The organism is Cellulosimicrobium sp. EB106-03-01-XG111, assembly GCF_058792115.1.
In genome coordinates this window covers 158,983-178,491 of sequence record NZ_JBYTEQ010000001.1, presented here as the reverse complement: position 1 = coordinate 178,491, position 19,509 = coordinate 158,983, and the positions used below count along the sequence as shown (strand labels likewise).

Sequence of the window (19,509 nt, the reverse complement as noted above, 5' to 3'; positions counted from 1 at the left end):
TATGTATTGAGGATGGCCTACAGTCTGTCGGTATGCAAGAGCGCCGCCGGACCAACGCCGAACGCACCCACGCGACCCGTGCCGCCCTTGTCGCGGCCGCGCGCGACCTCTTCGTGCGCGCCGGCTACGCCGCGACCTCGACGCCGCAGATCGCCGCCGCTGCCAACGTCACGCGCGGCGCGCTGTACCACCACTACGCCGACAAGCAGGACCTCTTCCGCGCCGTCGCCGAGGCCGAGGCGGAGGCGGTCGCCCGGGAGATCGAGGAGCGCACCGCCGCGGATCCCGGCACGGCAGCCGCGGAACGACCGGACGCCCCCGACATCTCGGACGCCCCGGACGCCCCGGACGCCCCGGACGCCCGTGCGATGCTCGTGGAGGGCGCGCGCGCCTACCTCGACGCGATGGGTGAACCCGGCCGGACGCGGCTCCTCCTCGTCGACGCGCCCGCCGTGCTCGGCCCCGCGGAGGCCGACGCGCTCGACGCCCGCCACGCGCGCCGCACGCTGCGTGAAGGGCTCGGCGCGGCGCTCGGTGCCCACCCCGGCGGGGGCAGCACGAGCCACGGCTCGGGCGCGGGCGACGACGTCGTCCCCGGTCCGGGCACCGCACGCGGTCCGGGCGACGGGTCCGCCGTCGACCAGGGCGTGCACGACGCCGTCGCGCGCGACCTCGCGGACGAGCAGCGTCTCGACGCGCTGACGCTGCTGCTGTCCGCGGCGTTCGACCGGGCCGCCCTCGCGCTCGACGCGGGCGCGGCGCCCGGGCCCGTGCGCGCGGCCGTGACCGAGCTCGTCGACCGTGTGTGCGCACCCGCCTCGGAGCCTCGTCCTCGGTCCTGACGGACGGCACGGCCCCGTCAGGCGCGCACGGTGAGCGTGCTGCCGCCTCCGGGGAGGCGACGGACCTCGACGCGCTCCGCGACGGACTGCTTGAGCGCCTCGACGTGAGACACGACGCCCACGACGCGCCCGCCCGCCCGGAGCCGGCCGAGCGCCGCGAGGACGGCCTCCAGCGTCTCGGGGTCCAGGCTGCCGAAGCCCTCGTCGACGAACAGCGTGCCGAGCTCGATGCCGCCCGCCTCGGCCGTGACGACGTCCGCGAGGCCGAGGGCGAGGCACAGCGACACGTAGAACGTCTCCCCGCCGGACAGTGTGCGGGGGTCGCGCTCGCGCTCGGTCACGTGGTCGAGGACCTTCATCGCGAGGCCGCGCTTGTGCGCCCGCACGTCCTCGCGCGTCGCGCTGCGCACGAGCTCGTACCGGCCGGACGACATCTCGGCGAGACGCTCGTTCGCCGCCGCGACCACGTCCTCGAACCGTTGCACGAGCACGAACGTCGCGAGCGAGAGCGCGTGCGCGTTGTCTCCCGTGCCCGACGCGAGCGCCGCCATGCGCGCGACCGGCCCCGCCGCGTCCCGTGCCGCGGTCCAGCCGTCGACCGCCGCCCCGACGGCCTCGGCCGCCGTCCTGGCCTCCTCGGCCCGCCGGGCCACGAGCTCGTGCTGCCGCGCCGCAGCACCGGCCACCGCCTCTGCCTCGGCGACGGCGGCACGCGCGGCCGCGACGTCGGCCCGCGCGTCTTCGGGCAGGTCGGCGAGCGCCGGGTCCGCGAGGCCGGTCGCCGTCGCGGTGCGCGCGGCGTCGTGCTCCGCGACGCGCCGGGCGAGCGCGTGCCGCTCGGCGTCGTCGAGCACGGCGGCGAGCGCCTCGGCCGCGTCCGCGAACCCCGACCGGGCGACGAGCGCGGCGACCTCGGCCGCGCGCTCCTCGGCCGACCGCTGTGCCGCGGCAACCCCGCTGCCGGCGTCCGCGAGCGCGTCGATCGTGCGCACCCGGTCCTCCAGCGCGGCCGCGAGGACGGCGACGGGGTTGCGCGGACCGCCCTCGTCGGCGAGCGGGTCGGGAAGGTCGACGAGCTCCACGAGCGGACCGGCCGCGTCGAGCTCCGCGCGGATCTCGGCGCGGTCGCGCGCGAGCGCCGCCTCGACCTCCTCGAGCCGCGCGGTCGTGCCCGCGACCGCCTCGGCGAGCTCCGCCGCCCGGGCCTGCAGCGCGCGCGTCTGCGCGTCGAGCTCCTCGAGCTCCCGCTCGGCCTCGGCCCGCCCGTGCTCCGCGTCGCGCGCGGCGGCCACGAGCTCCTCCGCCTGCGCGACCTGCTCGGCGGCCGACCGCGGGGTCAGGCCGTCGGCGTCCCGACGGCGGGCCGCGCAACGCTCGGCGAGCACCTCGGCACGGGCCGCGACGTCGTGCAGCAGGCGCTCGGCGTCCGCGCGCGCCCGCTCGGCGCGCTCGACGTCCTCGGCCGTCGGGTGGTCCTCGGCGAGCGGCGCCGGGTGCGGGTGCTCGGCCCCGCCGCACACCGGGCACGGCTCACCTGCCGCGAGCCCCGCGGCCAGCTCTCCGGCGAGACCCGCGATGCGCGCGCCCCGGAGCCGGGTCTCACGCTCCAGCGCCTCGTGCGCGCGCGCCGCGACCCGTGACCGCTCGGCGTGCGCGGCGGCCACCTCGGTCTCGAGCGCCGCCGCCTGGCGTGCCGCCTCCTCGACCACCCGGGCGCGGTCCGCGCGCTCGCGCAGCACCCCGAGCGCGCCCGCGGCCTCCGCGAGGGACGCGACGCGCGCTCGCACCGCCTCCCGGCGCGCCGGGCGCCCGTCGAGCTCCGCCAGCACGCGACCGCGCTCCTCCGTCGCCCGCGCGATCTCCTTGCGGCCGTCGGCGAGCTCGCGCTCGCGCCCGGGCAGGGACTCGCCCACCGGGACGAGCCGCGTGACGCGCACGGCCGCCGTCGCGACGTCGGCACGCAGCGCCTCGAGCGTCGACGGGTCGGCGTCCGCGAGGACGGCGGGCGCCCCGGTGCGCGCGAGCGCGAGCCGGTCGAGCGCGGCGCGCAGGGTCTGCTCGGCCCGCGCGAGGCCCTGGGCCGCCGGGGCGACGACCGCGGCGCGCGCCGCCGCCTCCGCCCGACGGCGGTCCTCGGCCACCGCGGGCTCCGCCTCGTCGAGCCGGGCCGCCTCGAGCCGCAGCCGGGCACGCCGCTCGAGCGCGTCGTGGCGCGCGCGCTCACCCTCGAACTGGTCGCGCGCGGCGGCGAGCGTCGCGTCGGCACCCGCCGCACGCTCTGCCAGCGCCGTGGCCTCGGCGTCGAGGCGCGCGACGTGCGCGACGGCGAGCGCCTGCACGCCCGGCACCGCCTCCGCAGCGGCCGGGGCCACCGGCTCGTCCACCTCCGGCAGGACCGCCGCCTCCCCCTCCGCGGCCGGGACCGCGAGCGAGACCGACGGCTCGTCCACCCCGAGCGGGACCGACGCCCCGGCGAGCGCCCGGGCGACATCGTCCTCGTCGGCTCGCCGCAGCCGGTCGTCGTCGTCCGCGGCCTCGCGCAGCCGTCGTGCGTCGTCGGACGCGAGCCCGGCGGCTCCCGCGAACCGCTCCACCGCGCCCACGACGCCCTGCCGCGCGGCGTCCGTCCGCGAGCGCGCCGCGCGCGCGAGCTCGGCCAGGCGCGCCGCGGCGCGCTGGTAGAGCTCCGTGCCGAACACCTTCTGCAGCAGCACGGCCCGGTCCTCGGGCTTCGCACGCAGGAACGTCGCGAACTCGCCCTGCGGCAGCACGACCGTTTGGACGAGCTGGCGCCGGTCGAGCCCGACGAGCCGGCGGATCTCGTCCCCCGCCTCGTCGAGCCGCGCGGAGAGGAGCTCCCCCGCGGCGTCCTCGACCGCGCCCGGCGCGTCCGTGGGCGGCACCTCGGCGAGCCGCCAGAGCCGCACGGAGGCCTGCTGCGTCGTGGTGCCGGTGCCGCGCTTCTTGGGCCGGCGGTACTCGGGCGTGCGCCGGACCCGGAACACCCCTGCCGGGACCTCGAGCACGAGGTCGACGTACGACTCGACGTCCGGTCCCGCGAACGCGGAGCGGAGGCGGTCGTCGCTCGCGGCGTCCGAGGCGACCTTCCCGTAGAGCGCGAACACGATCGCGTCGATGATCGTGGACTTGCCGGCGCCCGTCGGCCCCTCGAGGAGGTATATCCCGGACGCGCCGAGCGCCGCGAGGTCGATGTGGTGACGGCCCGCGAACGGCCCGATCGCCTGGAAGGTGAGGGAGTGCAGGTGCATCAGGCGCTGCGCTCCTCGGCGAGGGCGAGCTCGAACGCCTCGCGCAGCACGACGACCTCGGCCTCGCTGGGCGCGTGCCCGGAGACGTGCTCGACGAAGTCGCGGGCGACGTCCAGCGGGTCGTGCCCCGGCCCGACGGCGGCCACGACCTCGCGCTCGGCGAGGCGCGGGGGGCGGTGCGTCACCTGGAGCGCGTGCGGGAACCGGGACCGGACGCGGGCGTACAGCTCGGCGGGCCGGACCGCGTCCGTCACCACGACGCGCAGCCAGTCGTCGACGTGCGGCTCGCCCGCCTCCCCGAGCAGCTCGTCGAGCGTGCCGGTGACCTCCGCGAGGCGGCGCGGGACGGGAGCGGGGACCAGCTCGACCGCCGCGTTCGCGTCCGCGCGGAGCCGGTCGACGTCGACGAGCGCGGTGGACTTGCGCTGGTGCAGCTCCGAGAAGGAGAACGCGAGGGGCGAGCCCGAGTAGCGAGCGACGGTCGACGCGCCGCCGCCGACGTCCGGGACGGTGACGCGCTGCGGCCCGTGCAGGTGGCCGAGCGCCACGTAGTCCACCCCGCGGCCCGCGAACGCGGCGGCCGGGACGGCGTCCACGCCGCCCACGCGGATGTCGCGCTCGGAGTCCGACGCCAGCCCGCCCACGACGAACGCGTGCCCGACGACGACCGCCCGCACCTCCGGGTCCGCGGCGCGGCGCCGCGCGAGGTCGGCGGCCACCCGGCGCAGGGCCGCCCCCATGACGGCCTCGTGGGACCGCGCGAGCGGCCGCTGCCTCACCGGGGCACCGCCCACCCCCTCGGTGCCCGGAGCGTCCGACGCGTCCGCGGCGTCCGCGAGGACGTGCCGGGCCGTGTCCGGGTCGAGGTACGGGAGCGCGTAGACGAGCAGCGGGGAGCCGTCGCCGCCCGCCGCACCCGGGCGCGGCCCCAGGACGACGGGAGCGCCGACGTTGGCCAGGCGCGCCCGCACGTGGACGCCCGGGCGCAGGAGACGGTCGGCGAACCCCAGCCGGACGGCGGAGTCGTGGTTGCCCGGCGTGACGACGACGTGCGCGTGCTCGGCGAGCCGCGTCACCGCGTCCGAGAGGAGGGAGACGGCGTCCACCGGCGGGATCGCGCGGTCGTAGACGTCGCCCGCGACGACGACCGCGTCGACCGCCTCGGAGCGGGTCAGCTCGACGAGGTGGTCGAGGTGCGCGGCCTGGTGCTCCAGCAGGTCGACCCCGTGCAGCGTGCGCCCGAGGTGCCAGTCGGAGGTGTGCAGGATGCGCATGCCCGCACCGTACCGGCCGGTTCCCACACCCTCGGGGACCCGACGCGGCGGGCGGGCGCGCGGGTGTCAGACGGCGCTGACGACCTGGATCGGGCCGGTCGACGCGCCGCTGCGCTCGACGGGGATGCGCCCGCCCATGCCGATCATGTCGAGCAGCTCGACGATGCTCGGGGACGGGTCCCGCAGCACGACCTCGCGGCCGTCCTCCTCGCCCAGCATGTAGAGCTGGATGATGAACGCGATGCCCGAGGAGTCGATGAAGGTGACGTCGGCGACGTCCACGACGACGCGTCCGCGGGTGTCGAGCACGTAGGACATGGCCTCGCTCGCACGGTCGCGCAGCGCCGCGTCGACCTCTCCCCACATCGTCACGACCACGCCGCCGTCCGCCGGGGCGTAGACGATCCCGCTCGTCCGGTCGATCGCGCTGCCTGTGTCCACGGTTCCCGCTTCTCTCGAGTCGTCCTGCCTGCTGTCGGCCGCCCCTCCGGACAACGTCCGGGGGAGGTGACCTGTTCCCTGCGCACCTCATCGGCTCCGTCCGGCCGCTCGCCGTCGCCGTCGGGCGGTGGCTCGGACCGGCGACCGTGACCGGAGCACCCCAGAGTCTGCACCCGGCGCGGGGCGCACACCAGCCCGCGCGGGGGTCGTCCGCGACCTTCCTCCGAACCCACACAACCCGGACCGCGCGGGCGCCCGCGCGCACCTCCCGCGCGCCCGCGCGCACCGCGAGCGCACGCGCCCCGGACCGTCGCAGGGCTCGCCGCAGGGATCGCCACAGGGCTCGCCGCAGGACCCGCTACAGCGGGTCCGTGACGTCGGCGACCTGGGCCCCGAGGGCCGCCACGAGGGCCTGCCCGTCGACCGTCGCGGCCACGCCGTGCTCGCCCGCCCCGATCGAGACGAGGTGGTCCCCGCCGCCCGGGGCCTCCTGGGCGGCCAGGTCGCCCGCGACGTCCACCTCGTCCTCGCCGCGCACGGCGACCACGCGCACGTCCGCCACGACGGGCCACGGGTGCGTGGCGCCGAACGGCGTGATCGTGCCGCGCTCGTACCCCGTGACGTCGCGCGCGACCTCCTTGTCCGGCATGGACAGGCGCGACACCCCGAGCAGCGCGCGCAGCTTGGGCCACGAGATCTGCCGGTCGCCCGGCACGAGCACGAACAGGTAGTCGTCCTCCGCGCGCCGCACGACGATCGTCTTGAGGACGCGCGCCGGGTCCACGCCGCGTGCGGCGGCCGCCTCCTCCAGCGACCCCACCCGGCCGTGCCGGGTGAGGGTGAAGTCGATGCCCGACGCCTCCAGCGCCGCCACGGCGCGCTCGCTGCTCATGAGAACCGACCCTAGCCCTCGCCCCCGACGCACGGGCTGCCGTAGCGGGACCGCCGCCCGCCGGACGTCGTCTCAGACGTCGTCGAACTCCGTCACGACGGTGCGCCAGTACTCCGCGCCGTCGCGCGTGCGGTGCACGAGGCCCGCGTCGACCATCGCGCGCCGCAGCGACACCGGGTCCGCCGCGCGCGCCGCGAGCCGCCTGGTCAGCGTGAGCTCGGTGACGGGGTCCTCCAGCGGGAGCACCTGCGCCGCGAGGTACCGCACGACGAGCTCGCGGTCGCGCAGCCGCTTCGGCATGCGCAGCAGGCGTCCGTCCGTGAGGAAGCGGTCGGGTCCCGTGGGGCGCGGCGTGGGGACGGTCGTGAGCAGCTCCGCGAACCGCTCGGGCGCCGCCCGCAGGAACCCCGTCTCCTCCCGCACGACGACGCCCGCGGCGAGGAGCGGCGCGAGCCGACGGCGCTCGTCGGCCGACAGCACGGCCTCCGCGGGGCCCTCGCGCACGACGCGCGCGAGCACCTCGAGGCGCCCCGCGTCGGCGAGCGACGCGACCACCTGCTTCCACGCGTTGTCGGGCACCGGGGTACCCGTCCGGTCTTCGTCCACCGCCCGACCCTACGCACGCCGCGCCGCGCGCGGCCACCGCGTCCCCGGGACCCCTCGCGCCTCGGTGCCCCGCCCCGCGCCCGGACCCCGCGGGCGCGGTGGGGACGTCAGTCGAGGTGCACGGCGTCGCCCTGCCAGCGACGCCGCAGCCACCGGTCGTGCGACGCCACGACCACGGCGCCCGGCCACTCCTCCACGGCCTCCATGAGCTCGCCCGCGAGCGTGAGCGAGACGTGGTTCGTCGGCTCGTCGAGGAGCAGCACGTCGGGCGCCTGCGTGACGAGCATCGCGAGCACCACGCGCCGGCGCTGCCCCACGGAGAGCTCCGCGAGCCGCCGCCCCAGGTCGCGCGGCGCGAGGAGGCCGTGCGCGTCCACGGCCGCGTCGCGCGCGTCCGCCGGGTCCACGCCCTGCGCGAGGGCGAGCAGCTCGCGCGGGGTGCGGTCGTCGTCGTGCAGGTGCACGTCCTGCTCGAGCAGCCCCACCCGGACCCCGCGCGCCCGGCCCACGGTGCCGGCGTCGGGCACGAGGTCGCCCGCGAGCACGTGCAGCAGCGTGGACTTCCCGGCGCCGTTGGCCCCGGTGACGAGCAGCCGGCTCCCCCGGGCGACCTCGACCGACGGGACGCCCGACGCCGCCATGTCGAGCCGGTCCGGACGCTCGCCCGGGGCGGTCCCGGGCCCGCCGCGCCCGGGCCGGTGCACGACGACGCCTCGCGCCCACGCGACCACGTCGCCGCCGCCCGGGGCGACGCCGGTCCCCCCGCTCGGCGGCGCAAAGCGCAGGGGCGGGGGCGGCTTGCGCACCTGGTCGCGCTCGAGCGCGTCGAGCCGCTGCTGCGCGTTGCGCACGCGCCGCGCGACCTGGCTCTGGACCCGCTCGCCCTTGAAGTCGTAGAGGATCTTCGCCTGGTTGCCCCGCTCGCGGTTCTTCGAGACGTCCCGCGCCGTCACCGCGACGCCGCGCCGCAGCTCCGCGAGCTCGGCCTGCTCCGCCTCGAAGCGCTGCTCCCAGCGCTCGCGCTCGACGCGCTTGGCCTCGAGGTAGTCGCCGTACGTGCCGCCGTAGAGGGTCCCCGCTCCCCCGGCGCGCGCCGCGTCGCCCGCGCCTCGGAGCAGCTCCGCGACCGGGTCGAGGTCGAGGATCTCGGTGCACACCTCGTCGAGGAACACGCGGTCGTGGCTCGCGAGCACGACGGCGCCCGGGAGGGCCCGCAGCGCCGCGGCGAGGAACTCCGCCGCGGCGTCGTCGAGGTGGTTCGTCGGCTCGTCGAGCAGCATCGCGCCGGGCTGGCGCACGAGGAGGGCGGCGAGGCCGAGCCGGGTGCGCTGGCCGCCGGACAGGGACCCGACCTCGCGGCCGGCGACCCCGTCGACGTCGAGCCCGAGACCCGCGAGCGTGCGCGCGGCCCGCGCGTCGGCGTCCCAGACGTCGGCGAGCTCGGCGCGCGCGAGGGCGCGCGCGTACGCCTCCTCGGCACCGGGGACGGGTTCGCCTCCCGGGTCGCCGGCGAGGGCGAGCGCCGCCTCCTCGAGCTCACGCTCGATCCCGCGCACGCGCACGAGCGCGTCGTCGACGACCGCGCGGACCGTCGTCGTCGGCGGGTACGGGAACTCCTGGTGCAGGAACCCGAGGTCCGCGGGCCGGCTGACCCTGCCGTCGTCGGGCGCGAGCGTGCCCGCGAGCACCCGCAGGAGCGTGGACTTGCCGACGCCGTTCTCGCCGACGAGACCCGTGCGGTGGCCGGGGTCGACGGCGAGGTCGACGCCGCGCAGGACCGCGCGGCCCGCGAAGGAGACGCGGACGTCGGACGCGCGCAGGACAGGGGTGAGACGTGCCATGGGTGATCACCTACCAGGTGCCCGGGCGGCGCGCGCTCGCCGCGGACGGCGGCGGGGGCCACGGCGACGGGCTCGACGGGACGGAGCGGCCGGGGCGGGTGAGGATCACATCGCGCCCGACGCTACGCCGCCGGGACCGGAGGCGCACGGCTTTTTCCGGCGGCGCCACGAGACCGGTCCCGGTGGCGCCCGCGAACCGGGCACCACCGCGGCTCCGCCCCACGCCTGACGGCGTCCCCCGCCTCAGGGAGCGGTCGGCTCCGTCCCGGGGGCCGTCGGGGCCTGGGTCGGCGCGGTCGTGGGCTCGGGCGCCGGGTCCGTCGGCTCGGGTGACGGCTCGGGCTCGGTCGGCTCCGGCTCTGGCTCCGGGTCCGGCGCCGGGCCGGACGAGACGACGATCGCGACCGTGCTCCCCGGAGCGACCTGGGTGCCGGAGCCCGGCGCGACGGAGAGCACCGTCCCGGCTGCGGCGGGGTCGGTCTTCGTCGTGACGCTGACCTTGAGCCCGGCACCCTGGAGCGCTGCCTCGACCGCGGCCTGCTGCTTGCCGACGAGGTTCGCCGGGACGGCGACGGTCGTGGGCTTCGTCGGCGGGGGGTCCGTCGGCGTCGGGGTCGGGGTCGGAGTCGGTGCCGGGGGCTGCGGCGCCGGCGGGGTCGTCGGGGTGGGCTTCGGCGCGGGCGCGCTCGGTGCCGTCGGCTTCTGCGGCGTGGACGGCGCGCTGCCCTCGGCAGGCGTGTACCGCGTCGGCATCTTGCCCGCCGCGAAGAACTCGAAGTGCCACGGCTCCGGCTTGGACCCGTTGGGCCGCGCCCACGCGGGGTTGTCCCAGCCGTAGTCCGGGCCGTGCGTGCGGAGCCAGACGTACTCGAGCGACGTCCCCGACGGCACGTTCCCGCCGACGTCGATCGCGAGGCCCCACCCGTGCTGCGACGTGCCGGGCACGGCCGCGAGGTACGGCTTGACCGCCTTGAGGCGCACCTGCTCGTCGTACGGCCGGTACGCGTCGGTGATCTTCAGCGCGTACCCGAACTCCGTCTCGAACTCCGCGGCGAGGGCCTCGAGCTGCTCCGCGGCGTCGCAGCGCAGGGTCTTGCCCGGCGCGAAGTCGAGCGCGCACAGCGCCTCCGGCGGGATGCGGCCGTTCTGGTACTGCGCCGTCGAGCCGGCGTACCGCTCGACGACCTCGGCGAGCCGCTCCGCGAGGGTCGTGCCCGCGAGCGCCGTCGCCCCGGCGGCCGGGACGACGCCGACCGGCACGAGGTCGGTGCCGAGCAGCTCGGCGAGCGTCGTCGCGGAGGCGAGGACGTCCTCGAGCGTCACGTCACCGTGCGCGTGGTCGTCGCCCTCGGCGTGGTCGCCGTCACCGCTGTCAGCCGAGCCGTCGGCCGGGTCCTGGGACCCGTCCAGCTCGCCGGGGGCGACCCCGTCGGGCGCGGGCACCTCGTCCTCGGGCAGCGTCCGGTCGCCCGGTCCTCCCGCGTCGCCCGGGGACCCTGCGCCGCCGGGGGCGGACGGGTCCACGGGCGTGCTCGCGCCGGGTGCCGGGCTCGGTGTGCCGCCGGGGCTCGGGGTGTCGCCCGGCGCGGGGCTGGTGGACGCGCTCGGGGACGGGCTGCTCGTCGGGCTCGGCGAGGGCGCCGTCCGCTCCGCCGCGGTCCGGACCGCGTCCGCCACGGCGTCCCCGGCGGCGTCGATCGTCGCGGGCTGCTGCGCCGGGCCACCGGTCGCGGGGTCCTGTGCCTCGCCGTCCGGGCCCGTCGTGGTGTCGTCGGCGCCCGTGCCCGTCTCCGTGCCCGCACCGGCGCCCGGGCCCGCACCGGTACCCGGGCCGAGCGGCTCCGGGAGCTCGGGGACCTGCGCGTCGTCGAGCGACTCGTCCAGGTCGAGGTCGCCGTCGGGCACGAGCGGAGCCGGGACGCGGCGGGCCGCGTCCTGCTGCGCGAGATAGGTGGCGAGGAGCATGCCGAGCTCGGCGCGGGCCTGCTCGACGGTCGGGGAGACGTGGCCGTCGTCGAGCGCGTTGGCCGTCGCGAGGACCTCGATCGCGCCGTCGAGCTGCTGGTTCTCGTCGAGGCCCGCCCCGAGGGTGCTCGAGAGCGCCGCGACCTGGGTCGCCGTGGCGGCCTCCTGCGCGAAGAACGACGCGCCCGGGCGCGGCTGGACGCTGCCGGAGAGGGCCGCGGCGAGCGTGATGGCGAGCGCCGAGGAGATGAGGACGTGCGAGACGGCGCGTGCGCGCCGTCCGAACGGCTCCGGGCCCACCGCACCGGCGGCGGGCGCGGGCTCGGGCGTCACGGGCGCGTCGTCCGCGCCCTCGTGCTCCGCCGTGGTGCTCACCGCTCACTCCCGTGCTTCGTGCCCTGCCACGGACCTGCGGTCCCGCACGCCGGATGTGCGCGTCGTCGCGCCCGACGTCACGGCTGCGCGCGCCCACGATCGGTGTGCTGCACGCCACAGTGCCCTCGTCCGCCTACCGTACACCGCCTCCACGAGGCTCTCACCCCCGTCTCATGTTCGCGGTGGACAATCGCCCCATGAGTTCACCGACACGTCACCGCAGGTCAACGTCTCGCGCGCTCGCGCTCGGGGCAGCCGTCGCCGCGACCGTCGCGCTGGGCGGGTGCGCCGAGGACGGCTCGGTGAGCGTGCCGGAATTCACCCTGACGGGCGACGGGGTCCAGCAGTTCCTCGACGACGCGCGCTCCCAGGTCGAGACGATCGGCGAGGACGTCCGGTCGCTCACCGACGACCTGGGCACCCTCCCGGACGACACGCGCGCCCGCGCCGAGGAGGCCGTCGCGTCCGCGCAGGAGGCCGCCGACGAGGCCCGCGCCGCGGCGGACGAGGCGGCGTCCGCCACGGACGAGACGCGCGCGCAGGCCGAGCAGCGCCTGGCCGACGCCGAGGCCGCGCTCGACGACGCGTCCACCGAGCTGGGCGACGTCGCGGGCTCCCTCTCCGGTGCCGACGCCGCGGTGCGCGACGGGATCGAGAGCCTGCGCACCCGGGTCGACGAGCTCCGCACCGACCTCGAGGACGCCTCGGGCTCCTGACCGGGCGGGCCGCGCGCGATCGGCACGCGCCCGGTACCCCCGGGCCCTCGTCCGCACCGGGGACCTAGGTCCCCGGGCCCGGCGACTTTTGCCTGACGTCCACCCTTCCTTCACAGGGGTTTGCTTGGTCTCAGGAGCCCGACCGCACCGGACGGGTCGATGAGAGGGGACAGTGATGAAGGGGACGATCGAGCGGAACGCCAACGCGCCGCTCCCCACGGTCGAAGGCACCGAGCCGGAGACCCTCAGCCTCGCGGAGCGCGCCACGCGGCCCACCCAGGTGGTCCTCGGCGTCCTGCGGATCACGATCGGGTTCTACTTCCTCTGGGCCTTCCTCGACAAGACGTTCGGGCTCGGGTTCGCCACCCCCGCCGAGCGGTCGTGGATCAACGGGAACAGCCCGACCACCGGCTTCCTGTCGAACCTCGAGGGCACGTTCTCGGGCTTCTTCAGCGGCCTCGCCGGGAACGCGTTCATCGACGTGCTCTTCATGGTCGGCCTGCTCGGCATCGGGCTCGCCCTGATCCTGGGCATCGGGATGCGGATCGCCGCGGTGAGCGGCACGCTCCTGCTCCTGCTCATGTACCTGGCCGAGCTCCCGCTCGTGACCAACCCGATCATCGACGACCACATCACGATGTCGCTCACGATCATCGCTCTCACCCTCCTCGGGGCGGGCAGCGTGGTCGGGCTCGGCAAGACGTGGAAGAAGATCCCGTTCGTCCAGCGCAACGCCTGGCTGGTCTGACGGTTCGACCGCCCGCCGTGTGCGGCGGGCCACGGGGCGACCGATACCGCGCGACGATCTGAGGCCGTCGCTGCAGGGAGTCGCTCCCGGGGGAAGAGGGGCGTGCGGGCGGTGGGGAGACCACCCGCACGTCCCGCCCTCCGCGCCCGGCAGGGCGACCGACAGCTCGACGGAGCCGGTCGCCCGCCGGGCGCCTTTCTGCGTGCGCGGCGCGGCGTCAGCCGAAGCGGGCCAGCAGCTCCGCCGCCTGGGCGTCGCCCTGGGCGGCGGCCTCGTGCCACAGGGCCATCGCCTCGGCCACGCGGCCCGCCCGGAGCCGGAGCACCCCGAGGTTCGTGCGCGCGGTCGGCTCGCCGGCGAGCGCCGCCTGCTCGAGCAGGTCCTCGGCGTCGGGCCCGCGCCCCGCGCGCACGTAGAGGTCCGCGAGCGTCGCGGCGACGCGCGCCTCGCCCGTCCCGGCCCACCCCTCGAGCAGCGCGACGGCGTCGTCCGGGCTCAGGGCGCCGCTGCGCACGAGCTCGACCGCCGCCTCCCAGCTCTCGCCCGACGTCGCCGCGAGGAGGCCGTCGGCGGCGTCGCGCTCCCCCAGCTCGGCGAGCACCTGCGCGAGCCGCACGGCCGCGCCCTCGACGCCCTGCGCCAGCTCGTACCAGCGGCGGGCCGCGTGCAGGTCCCCGCGTTCCGTGGCGACCTGCGCCGCCATGAACGCCCCGAGCGCGTCGCCCGCGAGACCGGCGAGCTCGAAACAGCGGAACGCCTCCGCGGCGTCGCCCGCCTCGTGGTGCGCGACGCCCAGCCGGTACACCGCCCCCGGCACGCCCTGCTCGACGGCCGCCTCGTAGAACGGGACCGCGGCAGCCGGGCTGCCGAGCGCGCGCAGGTCGTCGGCGATCGCGACGAGCTCGGCCGGGTCGTCGGGGTGCAGGTGCCCGACGGCGGACCGCAGGTCGGCGAGCGCCGCGGCCTCGGCGGGCGCTCCGGAGCGCGGGGCGACGTCCGCGCCCTGGTCGGTGGTCGGCATGCGGCACCGCGTCCCTTCGGCCCCCTGCGTCGACGGCCCGGTGGTCCGGACCTGCGCGACGGCGACGTGCGGCCGGCGGCAGGACGGCGTCGGACGTCCCGAGATGTGGACGCACAGTAGCGCGGCGGTGTCGCCCACGTCACACCCCCGGGGCGGACCGGGTGCCCCCCGACCGCCGGCGTCTGGGAGACTGCATCAGGTGAGCGGAACGACCGACCTGCCGGGCAGCGCCGGGCAACGTGTGCTGGACGCCGTCGTGGCGGTGACGAGCGACCTCGACCTGCCGCAGGTGCTGCGGCGCATCGTCGACGCGGCGATGGAGCTCACGGGCGCGCGGTACGGCGCGCTCGGGGTGCTCGACGCGTCGGGGCGCGAGCGCCTCGCGCAGTTCATCCCCCTGGGCCTCTCGGACGACGAGGTCGCCGCGATCGACCACTGGCCGCACGGCGAGGGGCTGCTGGGCGAGCTCATCGACCACCCGGCGCCCATCCGCGTCCCGGAGATCGCCGACGACGTCCGCTCGGCGGGGTTCCCCGAGGGCCACCCGCCCATGCACACGTTCCTCGGCGTCCCGGTCCGGGTGCGCGACACGGTGTTCGGCAACCTCTACCTCACCGACAAGCAGGTCCCCGGGGGCGGGTGCGAGGAGTTCTCCCCGGAGGACGAGGCGGCCGTGATCGCGCTCGCCGCCGCCGCGGGCGTCGCGATCGAGAACGCGCGGCTCTACGGCCGCGCGAAGCAGGTGGGCGTCCTGGAGGACCGCGACCGCATCGCGCGCGACCTGCACGACGTCGTCATCCAGCGCCTCTTCGCGTCGGCGATGACGCTCATGAGCGTGCAGCCGCTCGTCAGCGACCCGGACGCGCGCACGCGCATCGAGGAGACCGTCTCCGACCTCGACGAGACGATCCGGCAGATCCGCTCCACCATCTTCGCGCTGCACACGGCCACGGACCCGGACGCGCCCTCGATAGAGGACCGGTTCCGGGCGCAGGCCGAGGCGGCGACGACCGTCCTCGGGTTCGCGCCCGAGGTCGACGTCGAGGTGGCGTCCGAGGGGTCCGGCGCGGGCGTGACCGACGGCGGCCCCAGCCTGCCGGCCGAGGTCGCCGACCAGCTCGTCGTCGTGCTCGGCGAGGCCCTGACCAACGTCGCCCGGCACGCGCAGGCGAGCCGCGTCGTCGTGCACCTGGCCGTGACCGCGCACGAGGCGCGCCTCACGGTCACCGACGACGGCGTGGGCATCCAGCCCGGCGGCCGGCGCTCCGGCCTGCGGAACATGCAGGCGCGCGCCGCCGCGCTCGGCGGGTCGAGCACCGCGACCGCCCAGCCCGACGGCGGCACGCGCCTCGAGTGGTGGGTGCCGCTCGGCTGACGCGCCCGTCGTGCGGCTCGCCGGCCGGGTGCTCAGAGCGTCCGGTGCATGACGTGCAGGCCGACGAGCCCGTGCACCGGGTGGTCGAACGCCTCGGGGACGGTCGCGAGGATCGTGAACCCCAGCGACTCCCAGAGCCGGACCGCGCGCTCGTTCGTCTCCACGACCGCGTTGAACTGCATCGCCCGGTAGCCGTCGGCGCGCGCACCGTCGAGCACGGCCCGGGCGAGCGCGCGTCCGACGCCGCGCCCCGCGCCGTCGGGCCCGACGACGAAGCTCGCGTTCGCGACGTGGGAGCCCGCCCCGGGATGGTTGGGGAGGTACTTCGCGGTGCCGAGCACCGTGCCCGCGGCACCGTCCTCCGCCGGGACCGCCACGAGGACGCGTGCCCCCGGGGCGTCGAGCCACGCGGTCCGGGCGTCGGCCTCGGTGATGTCGCGCGGGTACGTGTACGTCTCCCCCGCGCGGAAGACGGGCTCGAGCGCCCGCCAGATGCCCGGCCAGTCCGCCGGCGTCGCGGTGCGCACCTCGATCGTCGCAGTCACCCGGCGAGCGTAGTGCGCGGCCCGCGGCTCAGCGCAGTATCCGCCGCCCCGTGACGATGCGCGGCACGACCTTGATGACGCGGTCGCGCGTGCCCGGCACGAAGGTCACGAGCGGGAGCGCGAGGAGCCGCGCGCGCTCCACCGGCTCCGTGACCTCGAACGTGCGGCCGACGAGCACGACGGACCACCCCGAGCGGGCGTCGGCGTCGAACGAGTCGACCTCGAACGCGACGACGGCGCGGCTCGCGGCCACCGCGAGCTTCGAGCCCTCCGCGGTCCGGAACACGACGTCCGGGCCGTCGAGCACGAAGTTCACCGGCTGGATCGCCGGCAGCGCGTGGTCGGTGTAGACGATCCTGCCCACGGGGACGGTCGCGAGGAGCGCGTAGCTCTCCTCCGGCGTGAGCTCCGCGAGCCCTGCCGAGGCGCGCGGGCGCTCGGCCGTCGCGAGCCCCCCGCTCCCCACCGGTGCCCCTGTCCCGGTCCGCTCGACTGTGTCCATCTCCACATCGTCGCGCCGCGGTGTCAGATCCGGGAGTGCCGAAGGTCCCGACGCCGCGCGGTCGCCCGGTCCCGGGGCGCCGGTCCCCGGTCCGTGCGCGGGCGAGCCCTCGGGCCCCGCCCCGTCCCGCGGGCCGGGCCCGTCAGGGACGCTGCGCCGGGCCACCGTGCTGCCGGTCCCCGGCCGCGCCGCCCGCACCCGGGGCGCCCTGGCGGGACGACTCCTCCTGGCGCATCTCGGTCGCGAGGACCGCGACCTGCGTGCGGCGCTGCAGGCCGAGCGTCGCGAGGACGTGCGAGACGTAGTTCTTGACCGTCTTCTCCGCGAGGTAGAGGCGCTTGCCGATCTCGCGGTTCGTCAGACCCTCGCCGATGAGCGCGACGATCTGGCGCTCCTGCTGCGAGAGGCCCTCGAGGCGGTCCGGCGTCTCGTCCGCGGCGTGGCGCAGGCGCTCCAGGACGCGCGCGGTGCTCGCCGGGTCGAGGAGCGACCCGCCCGCCGCGACCGTGCGGACCGCGCCGACGAGGTCGGACCCGTGGATCTGCTTGAGCACGTACCCCGACGCCCCGGCGAGGACGGCCTGGAACAGCGCCTCGTCGTCGGCGAAGGACGTGAGCATGAGGCAGCCGACCTCGGGCAGCTCGGAGCGCACCTCGCGGCACACCTCGACGCCCGAGCCGTCGGGCAGGCGCACGTCGAGGATCGCGACGTCGGGGCGCGTCGCCTTGATGCGGGCGAGCGCGGAGGCGGCGGTGCCGGCCTCGCCGACGACGGTGATGTCACCGGCGGCCTCGAGGAGAGCGGCGACGCCGCGGCGGACCACCTCGTGGTCGTCGAGCAGGAACACGCGGATCGGGTGGGGAGAGCCCATGCCCTCAACGTAGCCGGTCGCAGGGGGATTCTCGCGCGCGCGAGCCCGTCGTGCCGCAGGTGCGGGACCTTCGTCCCGGTGCGTCGTGCCGTGCGACCCGCGCGTCCGGGGCGGTCGCCGGGTGCGGCGGACCGCCCGTCCGAGGTATCCAGGAGGTGTGGCAGGTGGCGGGACGACCGCCACGAAGGGGATCGAGGACCGAGGTGGTCATGGTGAGCGGATCGACGCAGCAGGTCGTGCTGGTCGGTGTGGACGGCAGCACGACGAGCGGCAAGGCCCTGGACTGGGCGGTGCACGAGGCGGCCCGCCGGGGCGCCGAGCTGCGCGTGCTGCACGTCGCGTACGTGCCCGTCGTCGCGACGCCGTTCGTCGGCGGCGCGTACTACCCGAGCGTCGAGGAGCTCGGCGAGATCGCCGGCCCCATCCTCTCGGCCGCCGCCGAGCGCGCCGCACGCGTGGACGCGTCGGTGCCCGTGCGGACTCTGCTGCGCTCCGGCCCGCCCTCGGAGGCGCTGCTCGACGAGGCCAAGGACGCCGACCTCGTCGTCGTGGGGTCGCGCGGGCTCGGGTCCGTCGGGTCGATGTTCTTCGGGTCCGTCGGGACCCGGCTCGCCGCCCGCGCGCCCGTGCCGGTCGTGGTCGTGCCGCCGTCCGTCGAGCACGTCGAGCGCACCACCGACGTCGTGGTCGGCGTCGACGGGTCCGTGCACGGCGACGCCGCGCTCCGGTTCGCCCTCGACGAGGCCGCGCGCACCCGCGCCCGCGTCGTCGCGGTGTGCGCCTGGCGGCTGCCCGCCGGGCCGCTGTGGGAGGAGAACCCCGCGTTCTACACCGCCGCCGAGCGGGACGCGCGCGCCGAGGCGTCGCGCACCGTGGAGGCCGCGCTCGGGCGCGTGCGCACCGCGGAGCACGACGACGTCCTCGTCGAGACGTTCGTCGTCGACCGCGAGCCGTCCGTCGCCCTCCGGGAGGCCGCGGCGGGGGCCGCGCTGACCGTCGTCGGGTCGCGCGGCCGCGGCGACCTGCGCGGCATGCTCCTCGGCTCCGTGAGCCAGGAGGTGCTGCACCACGCGACGCACCCCGTCGCTGTCGTGCACGCGGCGCGGGACTAGGGCCGCGCGCGGGGCGGGGCGGCCGTCGGGCCGCTAGCGTCGGGACCGTGAGCGACGACGCGCAGCCCCTCCCGCACGACCCGTCGTGGCCCCGGGCGGGCGACTGGCCCGGGCCGACGGGCGACGCCGTCGACGTCGCGGTGCTCGGCGTCCCGGCCTGGCGCACGTCGCTCTCGCCGACCGGCGCGCACGCGACGCCCGCTGCGGTGCGCGCCGCGCTGCGCCGGTTCAGCCCCGCGCTCGTCCCCGACCGCCCCCTGCCCGACGGCGGCCCCGCCGCCCGCGTCCGGCCCGCCGTCGTCGGCGCTCGAGGCCTGGGAGGGCGGGCCGATCCCGTCGACCTCGCGGAGCTCACGTTCGCCGACCTCGGCGACGTCGACGAGCCCGACGGCGCGGAGGGCGAGGCCCGCACGCGCGCGGCGGTCCGCGCCGCGCTGGAGCGCGCACGGCTGCTCGTCGCGCTGGGCGGCGACAACTCCGTGACCGTCGCGACCGCGCTCGGCGCGTGGGGCGACGACCTCACCACCGCCGGTCTCGTCACGCTCGACGCCCACCACGACCTGCGCGACGGCGTGTCCAACGGGTCCCCGGTGCGGCGGCTGGTCGAGGCGGGGCTCGACCCGCGGCGGGTCGTGCAGGTCGGCATCGCGGACTTCGCGAACTCCGCCGAGTACGCACGCCGCGCCGTCGAGCTGGGGATCACCGTCGTGCACGTCGACGAGCTGCGCCGGCGCGGGCCCGAGGACGTGATGCGTGCGGCCATGGAGGTCGCGGGCGCCGCGGGCGGCCCGGTGCACCTCGACGTGGACGTCGACGTGTGCGACCGCTCCGTCGCCCCGGGCTGCCCCGCGAGCGTCCCCGGCGGGATCGCGGCGTGGGAGCTGCGCGCCCTCGTCCGCGCCGCGGCGCGCGACGACCGGCTCCGCTCCGCCGACGTCGTCGAGGTCGACGCGACCGCCGACGCCCCCGACGGCCGCACCGTCCGCCTCGCCGCGCTCTGCGTCCTGGAGCTCGCGGCGGGCCGAGCCCTCCACCCGCGGACCCCGGAACCGGTGCGGGCGTAGGCGCCTCCGCCGAGCAGGCGATACAGGCCGGCCCATCAGGTGGTCCCGGC

Annotated in this window: 17 protein-coding genes; 6 read left to right on the top strand and 11 right to left on the bottom strand. The window is 77.3% G+C overall.

Annotated elements, in window-relative coordinates; translation table 11 throughout:
• Positions 1-32: 32 nt before the first annotated feature.
• The gene (locus tag AC3WT4_RS00785; protein ID WP_492314428.1) at positions 33-842 is read left to right on the top strand and encodes a helix-turn-helix domain-containing protein; all 810 of its coding nucleotides are present in this window, start codon (positions 33-35) and stop codon (positions 840-842) included.
• A 17-nt stretch (positions 843-859) separates the two neighbouring features.
• On the opposite strand, the gene AC3WT4_RS00780 is transcribed toward AC3WT4_RS00785, so the two are convergent.
• From AC3WT4_RS00780 to AC3WT4_RS00750, 7 genes are all read right to left on the bottom strand, one after another.
• Positions 860-4,111, bottom strand: coding sequence for an AAA family ATPase (locus AC3WT4_RS00780; protein WP_492314427.1), 3,252 nt, complete (start codon positions 4,109-4,111; stop codon positions 860-862).
• Entirely contained in the window at positions 4,111-5,385 is a 1,275-nt protein-coding gene (locus AC3WT4_RS00775; protein ID WP_492314426.1) for an exonuclease SbcCD subunit D, read from the bottom strand. Before AC3WT4_RS00775 ends, AC3WT4_RS00780 begins: the two co-directional genes overlap by 1 nt.
• Positions 5,386-5,451: 66 nt before the next feature.
• A complete protein-coding gene (locus tag AC3WT4_RS00770) occupies positions 5,452-5,826 on the bottom strand; it encodes an STAS domain-containing protein (RefSeq protein WP_255437347.1) in 375 nt (124 codons plus the stop codon).
• A gap of 358 nt (positions 5,827-6,184) precedes the next feature.
• A complete protein-coding gene (locus AC3WT4_RS00765) occupies positions 6,185-6,718 on the bottom strand; it encodes an aminoacyl-tRNA deacylase (RefSeq protein ID WP_074803655.1) in 534 nt (177 codons plus the stop codon).
• Between the two features lie 72 nt (positions 6,719-6,790).
• Positions 6,791-7,324 carry a DUF2087 domain-containing protein gene (locus AC3WT4_RS00760; protein WP_400111851.1) on the bottom strand — a complete coding sequence of 178 codons (534 nt, stop codon included), beginning with the start codon at positions 7,322-7,324 and terminating at the stop codon, positions 6,791-6,793.
• A gap of 107 nt (positions 7,325-7,431) precedes the next feature.
• Complete coding sequence (locus AC3WT4_RS00755) at positions 7,432-9,165, bottom strand: ABC-F family ATP-binding cassette domain-containing protein (RefSeq protein WP_492314425.1); 1,734 nt, start codon at positions 9,163-9,165, stop codon at positions 7,432-7,434.
• A gap of 243 nt (positions 9,166-9,408) precedes the next feature.
• Positions 9,409-11,505: a D-alanyl-D-alanine carboxypeptidase family protein gene (locus tag AC3WT4_RS00750; protein ID WP_492314424.1), complete on the bottom strand. Its 2,097-nt coding sequence runs from the start codon at positions 11,503-11,505 to the stop codon at positions 9,409-9,411.
• Positions 11,506-11,807: 302 nt separating this feature from the next.
• Between AC3WT4_RS00750 and AC3WT4_RS00745 the strand changes: the two genes are divergently transcribed.
• Positions 11,808-12,221: a hypothetical protein gene (locus tag AC3WT4_RS00745; RefSeq protein WP_492314423.1), complete on the top strand. Its 414-nt coding sequence runs from the start codon at positions 11,808-11,810 to the stop codon at positions 12,219-12,221.
• Positions 12,222-12,396: 175 nt separating this feature from the next.
• The gene (locus tag AC3WT4_RS00740; RefSeq protein ID WP_074803662.1) at positions 12,397-12,969 is read left to right on the top strand and encodes a hypothetical protein; all 573 of its coding nucleotides are present in this window, start codon (positions 12,397-12,399) and stop codon (positions 12,967-12,969) included.
• 217 nt (positions 12,970-13,186) lie between these two features.
• On the opposite strand, the gene AC3WT4_RS00735 is transcribed toward AC3WT4_RS00740, so the two are convergent.
• Positions 13,187-13,990 (bottom strand): tetratricopeptide repeat protein, encoded by an 804-nt coding sequence (locus AC3WT4_RS00735; RefSeq protein ID WP_492314422.1) that lies wholly within the window; start codon positions 13,988-13,990, stop codon positions 13,187-13,189.
• Between the two features lie 199 nt (positions 13,991-14,189).
• Here AC3WT4_RS00735 and AC3WT4_RS00730 point away from each other — a divergent pair, with 199 nt between their 5' ends.
• Complete coding sequence (locus AC3WT4_RS00730) at positions 14,190-15,365, top strand: GAF domain-containing sensor histidine kinase (protein ID WP_257418880.1); 1,176 nt, start codon at positions 14,190-14,192, stop codon at positions 15,363-15,365.
• Positions 15,366-15,397: 32 nt separating this feature from the next.
• Here AC3WT4_RS00730 and AC3WT4_RS00725 read toward each other — a convergent pair whose 3' ends face one another.
• The 3 genes from AC3WT4_RS00725 to AC3WT4_RS00715 all read right to left on the bottom strand — a co-directional run bounded on the left by AC3WT4_RS00725 (position 15,398) and on the right by AC3WT4_RS00715 (position 17,283).
• Positions 15,398-15,910, bottom strand: coding sequence for a GNAT family N-acetyltransferase (locus AC3WT4_RS00725; RefSeq protein ID WP_074803668.1), 513 nt, complete (start codon positions 15,908-15,910; stop codon positions 15,398-15,400).
• Between the two features lie 28 nt (positions 15,911-15,938).
• Positions 15,939-16,412 (bottom strand): pyridoxamine 5'-phosphate oxidase family protein, encoded by a 474-nt coding sequence (locus AC3WT4_RS00720; RefSeq protein WP_083384665.1) that lies wholly within the window; start codon positions 16,410-16,412, stop codon positions 15,939-15,941.
• A gap of 142 nt (positions 16,413-16,554) precedes the next feature.
• Positions 16,555-17,283: a response regulator gene (locus AC3WT4_RS00715; protein WP_083384667.1), complete on the bottom strand. Its 729-nt coding sequence runs from the start codon at positions 17,281-17,283 to the stop codon at positions 16,555-16,557.
• A gap of 212 nt (positions 17,284-17,495) precedes the next feature.
• On the opposite strand from AC3WT4_RS00715, the gene AC3WT4_RS00710 reads away from it, so the two are divergent.
• Both AC3WT4_RS00710 and AC3WT4_RS00705 read left to right on the top strand, forming a co-directional pair.
• The gene (locus tag AC3WT4_RS00710) at positions 17,496-18,395 is read left to right on the top strand and encodes a universal stress protein (RefSeq protein WP_167405749.1); all 900 of its coding nucleotides are present in this window, start codon (positions 17,496-17,498) and stop codon (positions 18,393-18,395) included.
• A 47-nt stretch (positions 18,396-18,442) separates the two neighbouring features.
• The gene (locus AC3WT4_RS00705; RefSeq protein ID WP_492314421.1) at positions 18,443-19,459 is read left to right on the top strand and encodes an arginase family protein; all 1,017 of its coding nucleotides are present in this window, start codon (positions 18,443-18,445) and stop codon (positions 19,457-19,459) included.
• The last annotated feature ends 50 nt before the right edge of the window (positions 19,460-19,509 follow it).

Coding starts and splice junctions, on each gene's coding strand:
- AC3WT4_RS00780 (WP_492314427.1), bottom strand. CDS start 4,111: ATGCACCTGCACTCCCTCACCTTCCAGGCGATCGGGCCGTTCGCGGGC.
- AC3WT4_RS00720 (WP_083384665.1), bottom strand. CDS start 16,412: ATGGACACAGTCGAGCGGACCGGGACAGGGGCACCGGTGGGGAGCGGG.
- AC3WT4_RS00775 (WP_492314426.1), bottom strand. CDS start 5,385: ATGCGCATCCTGCACACCTCCGACTGGCACCTCGGGCGCACGCTGCAC.
- AC3WT4_RS00785 (WP_492314428.1), top strand. CDS start 33: ATGCAAGAGCGCCGCCGGACCAACGCCGAACGCACCCACGCGACCCGT.
- AC3WT4_RS00755 (WP_492314425.1), bottom strand. CDS start 9,165: ATGGCACGTCTCACCCCTGTCCTGCGCGCGTCCGACGTCCGCGTCTCC.
- AC3WT4_RS00735 (WP_492314422.1), bottom strand. CDS start 13,990: ATGCCGACCACCGACCAGGGCGCGGACGTCGCCCCGCGCTCCGGAGCG.
- AC3WT4_RS00740 (WP_074803662.1), top strand. CDS start 12,397: ATGAAGGGGACGATCGAGCGGAACGCCAACGCGCCGCTCCCCACGGTC.
- AC3WT4_RS00765 (WP_074803655.1), bottom strand. CDS start 6,718: ATGAGCAGCGAGCGCGCCGTGGCGGCGCTGGAGGCGTCGGGCATCGAC.
- AC3WT4_RS00715 (WP_083384667.1), bottom strand. CDS start 17,283: ATGGGCTCTCCCCACCCGATCCGCGTGTTCCTGCTCGACGACCACGAG.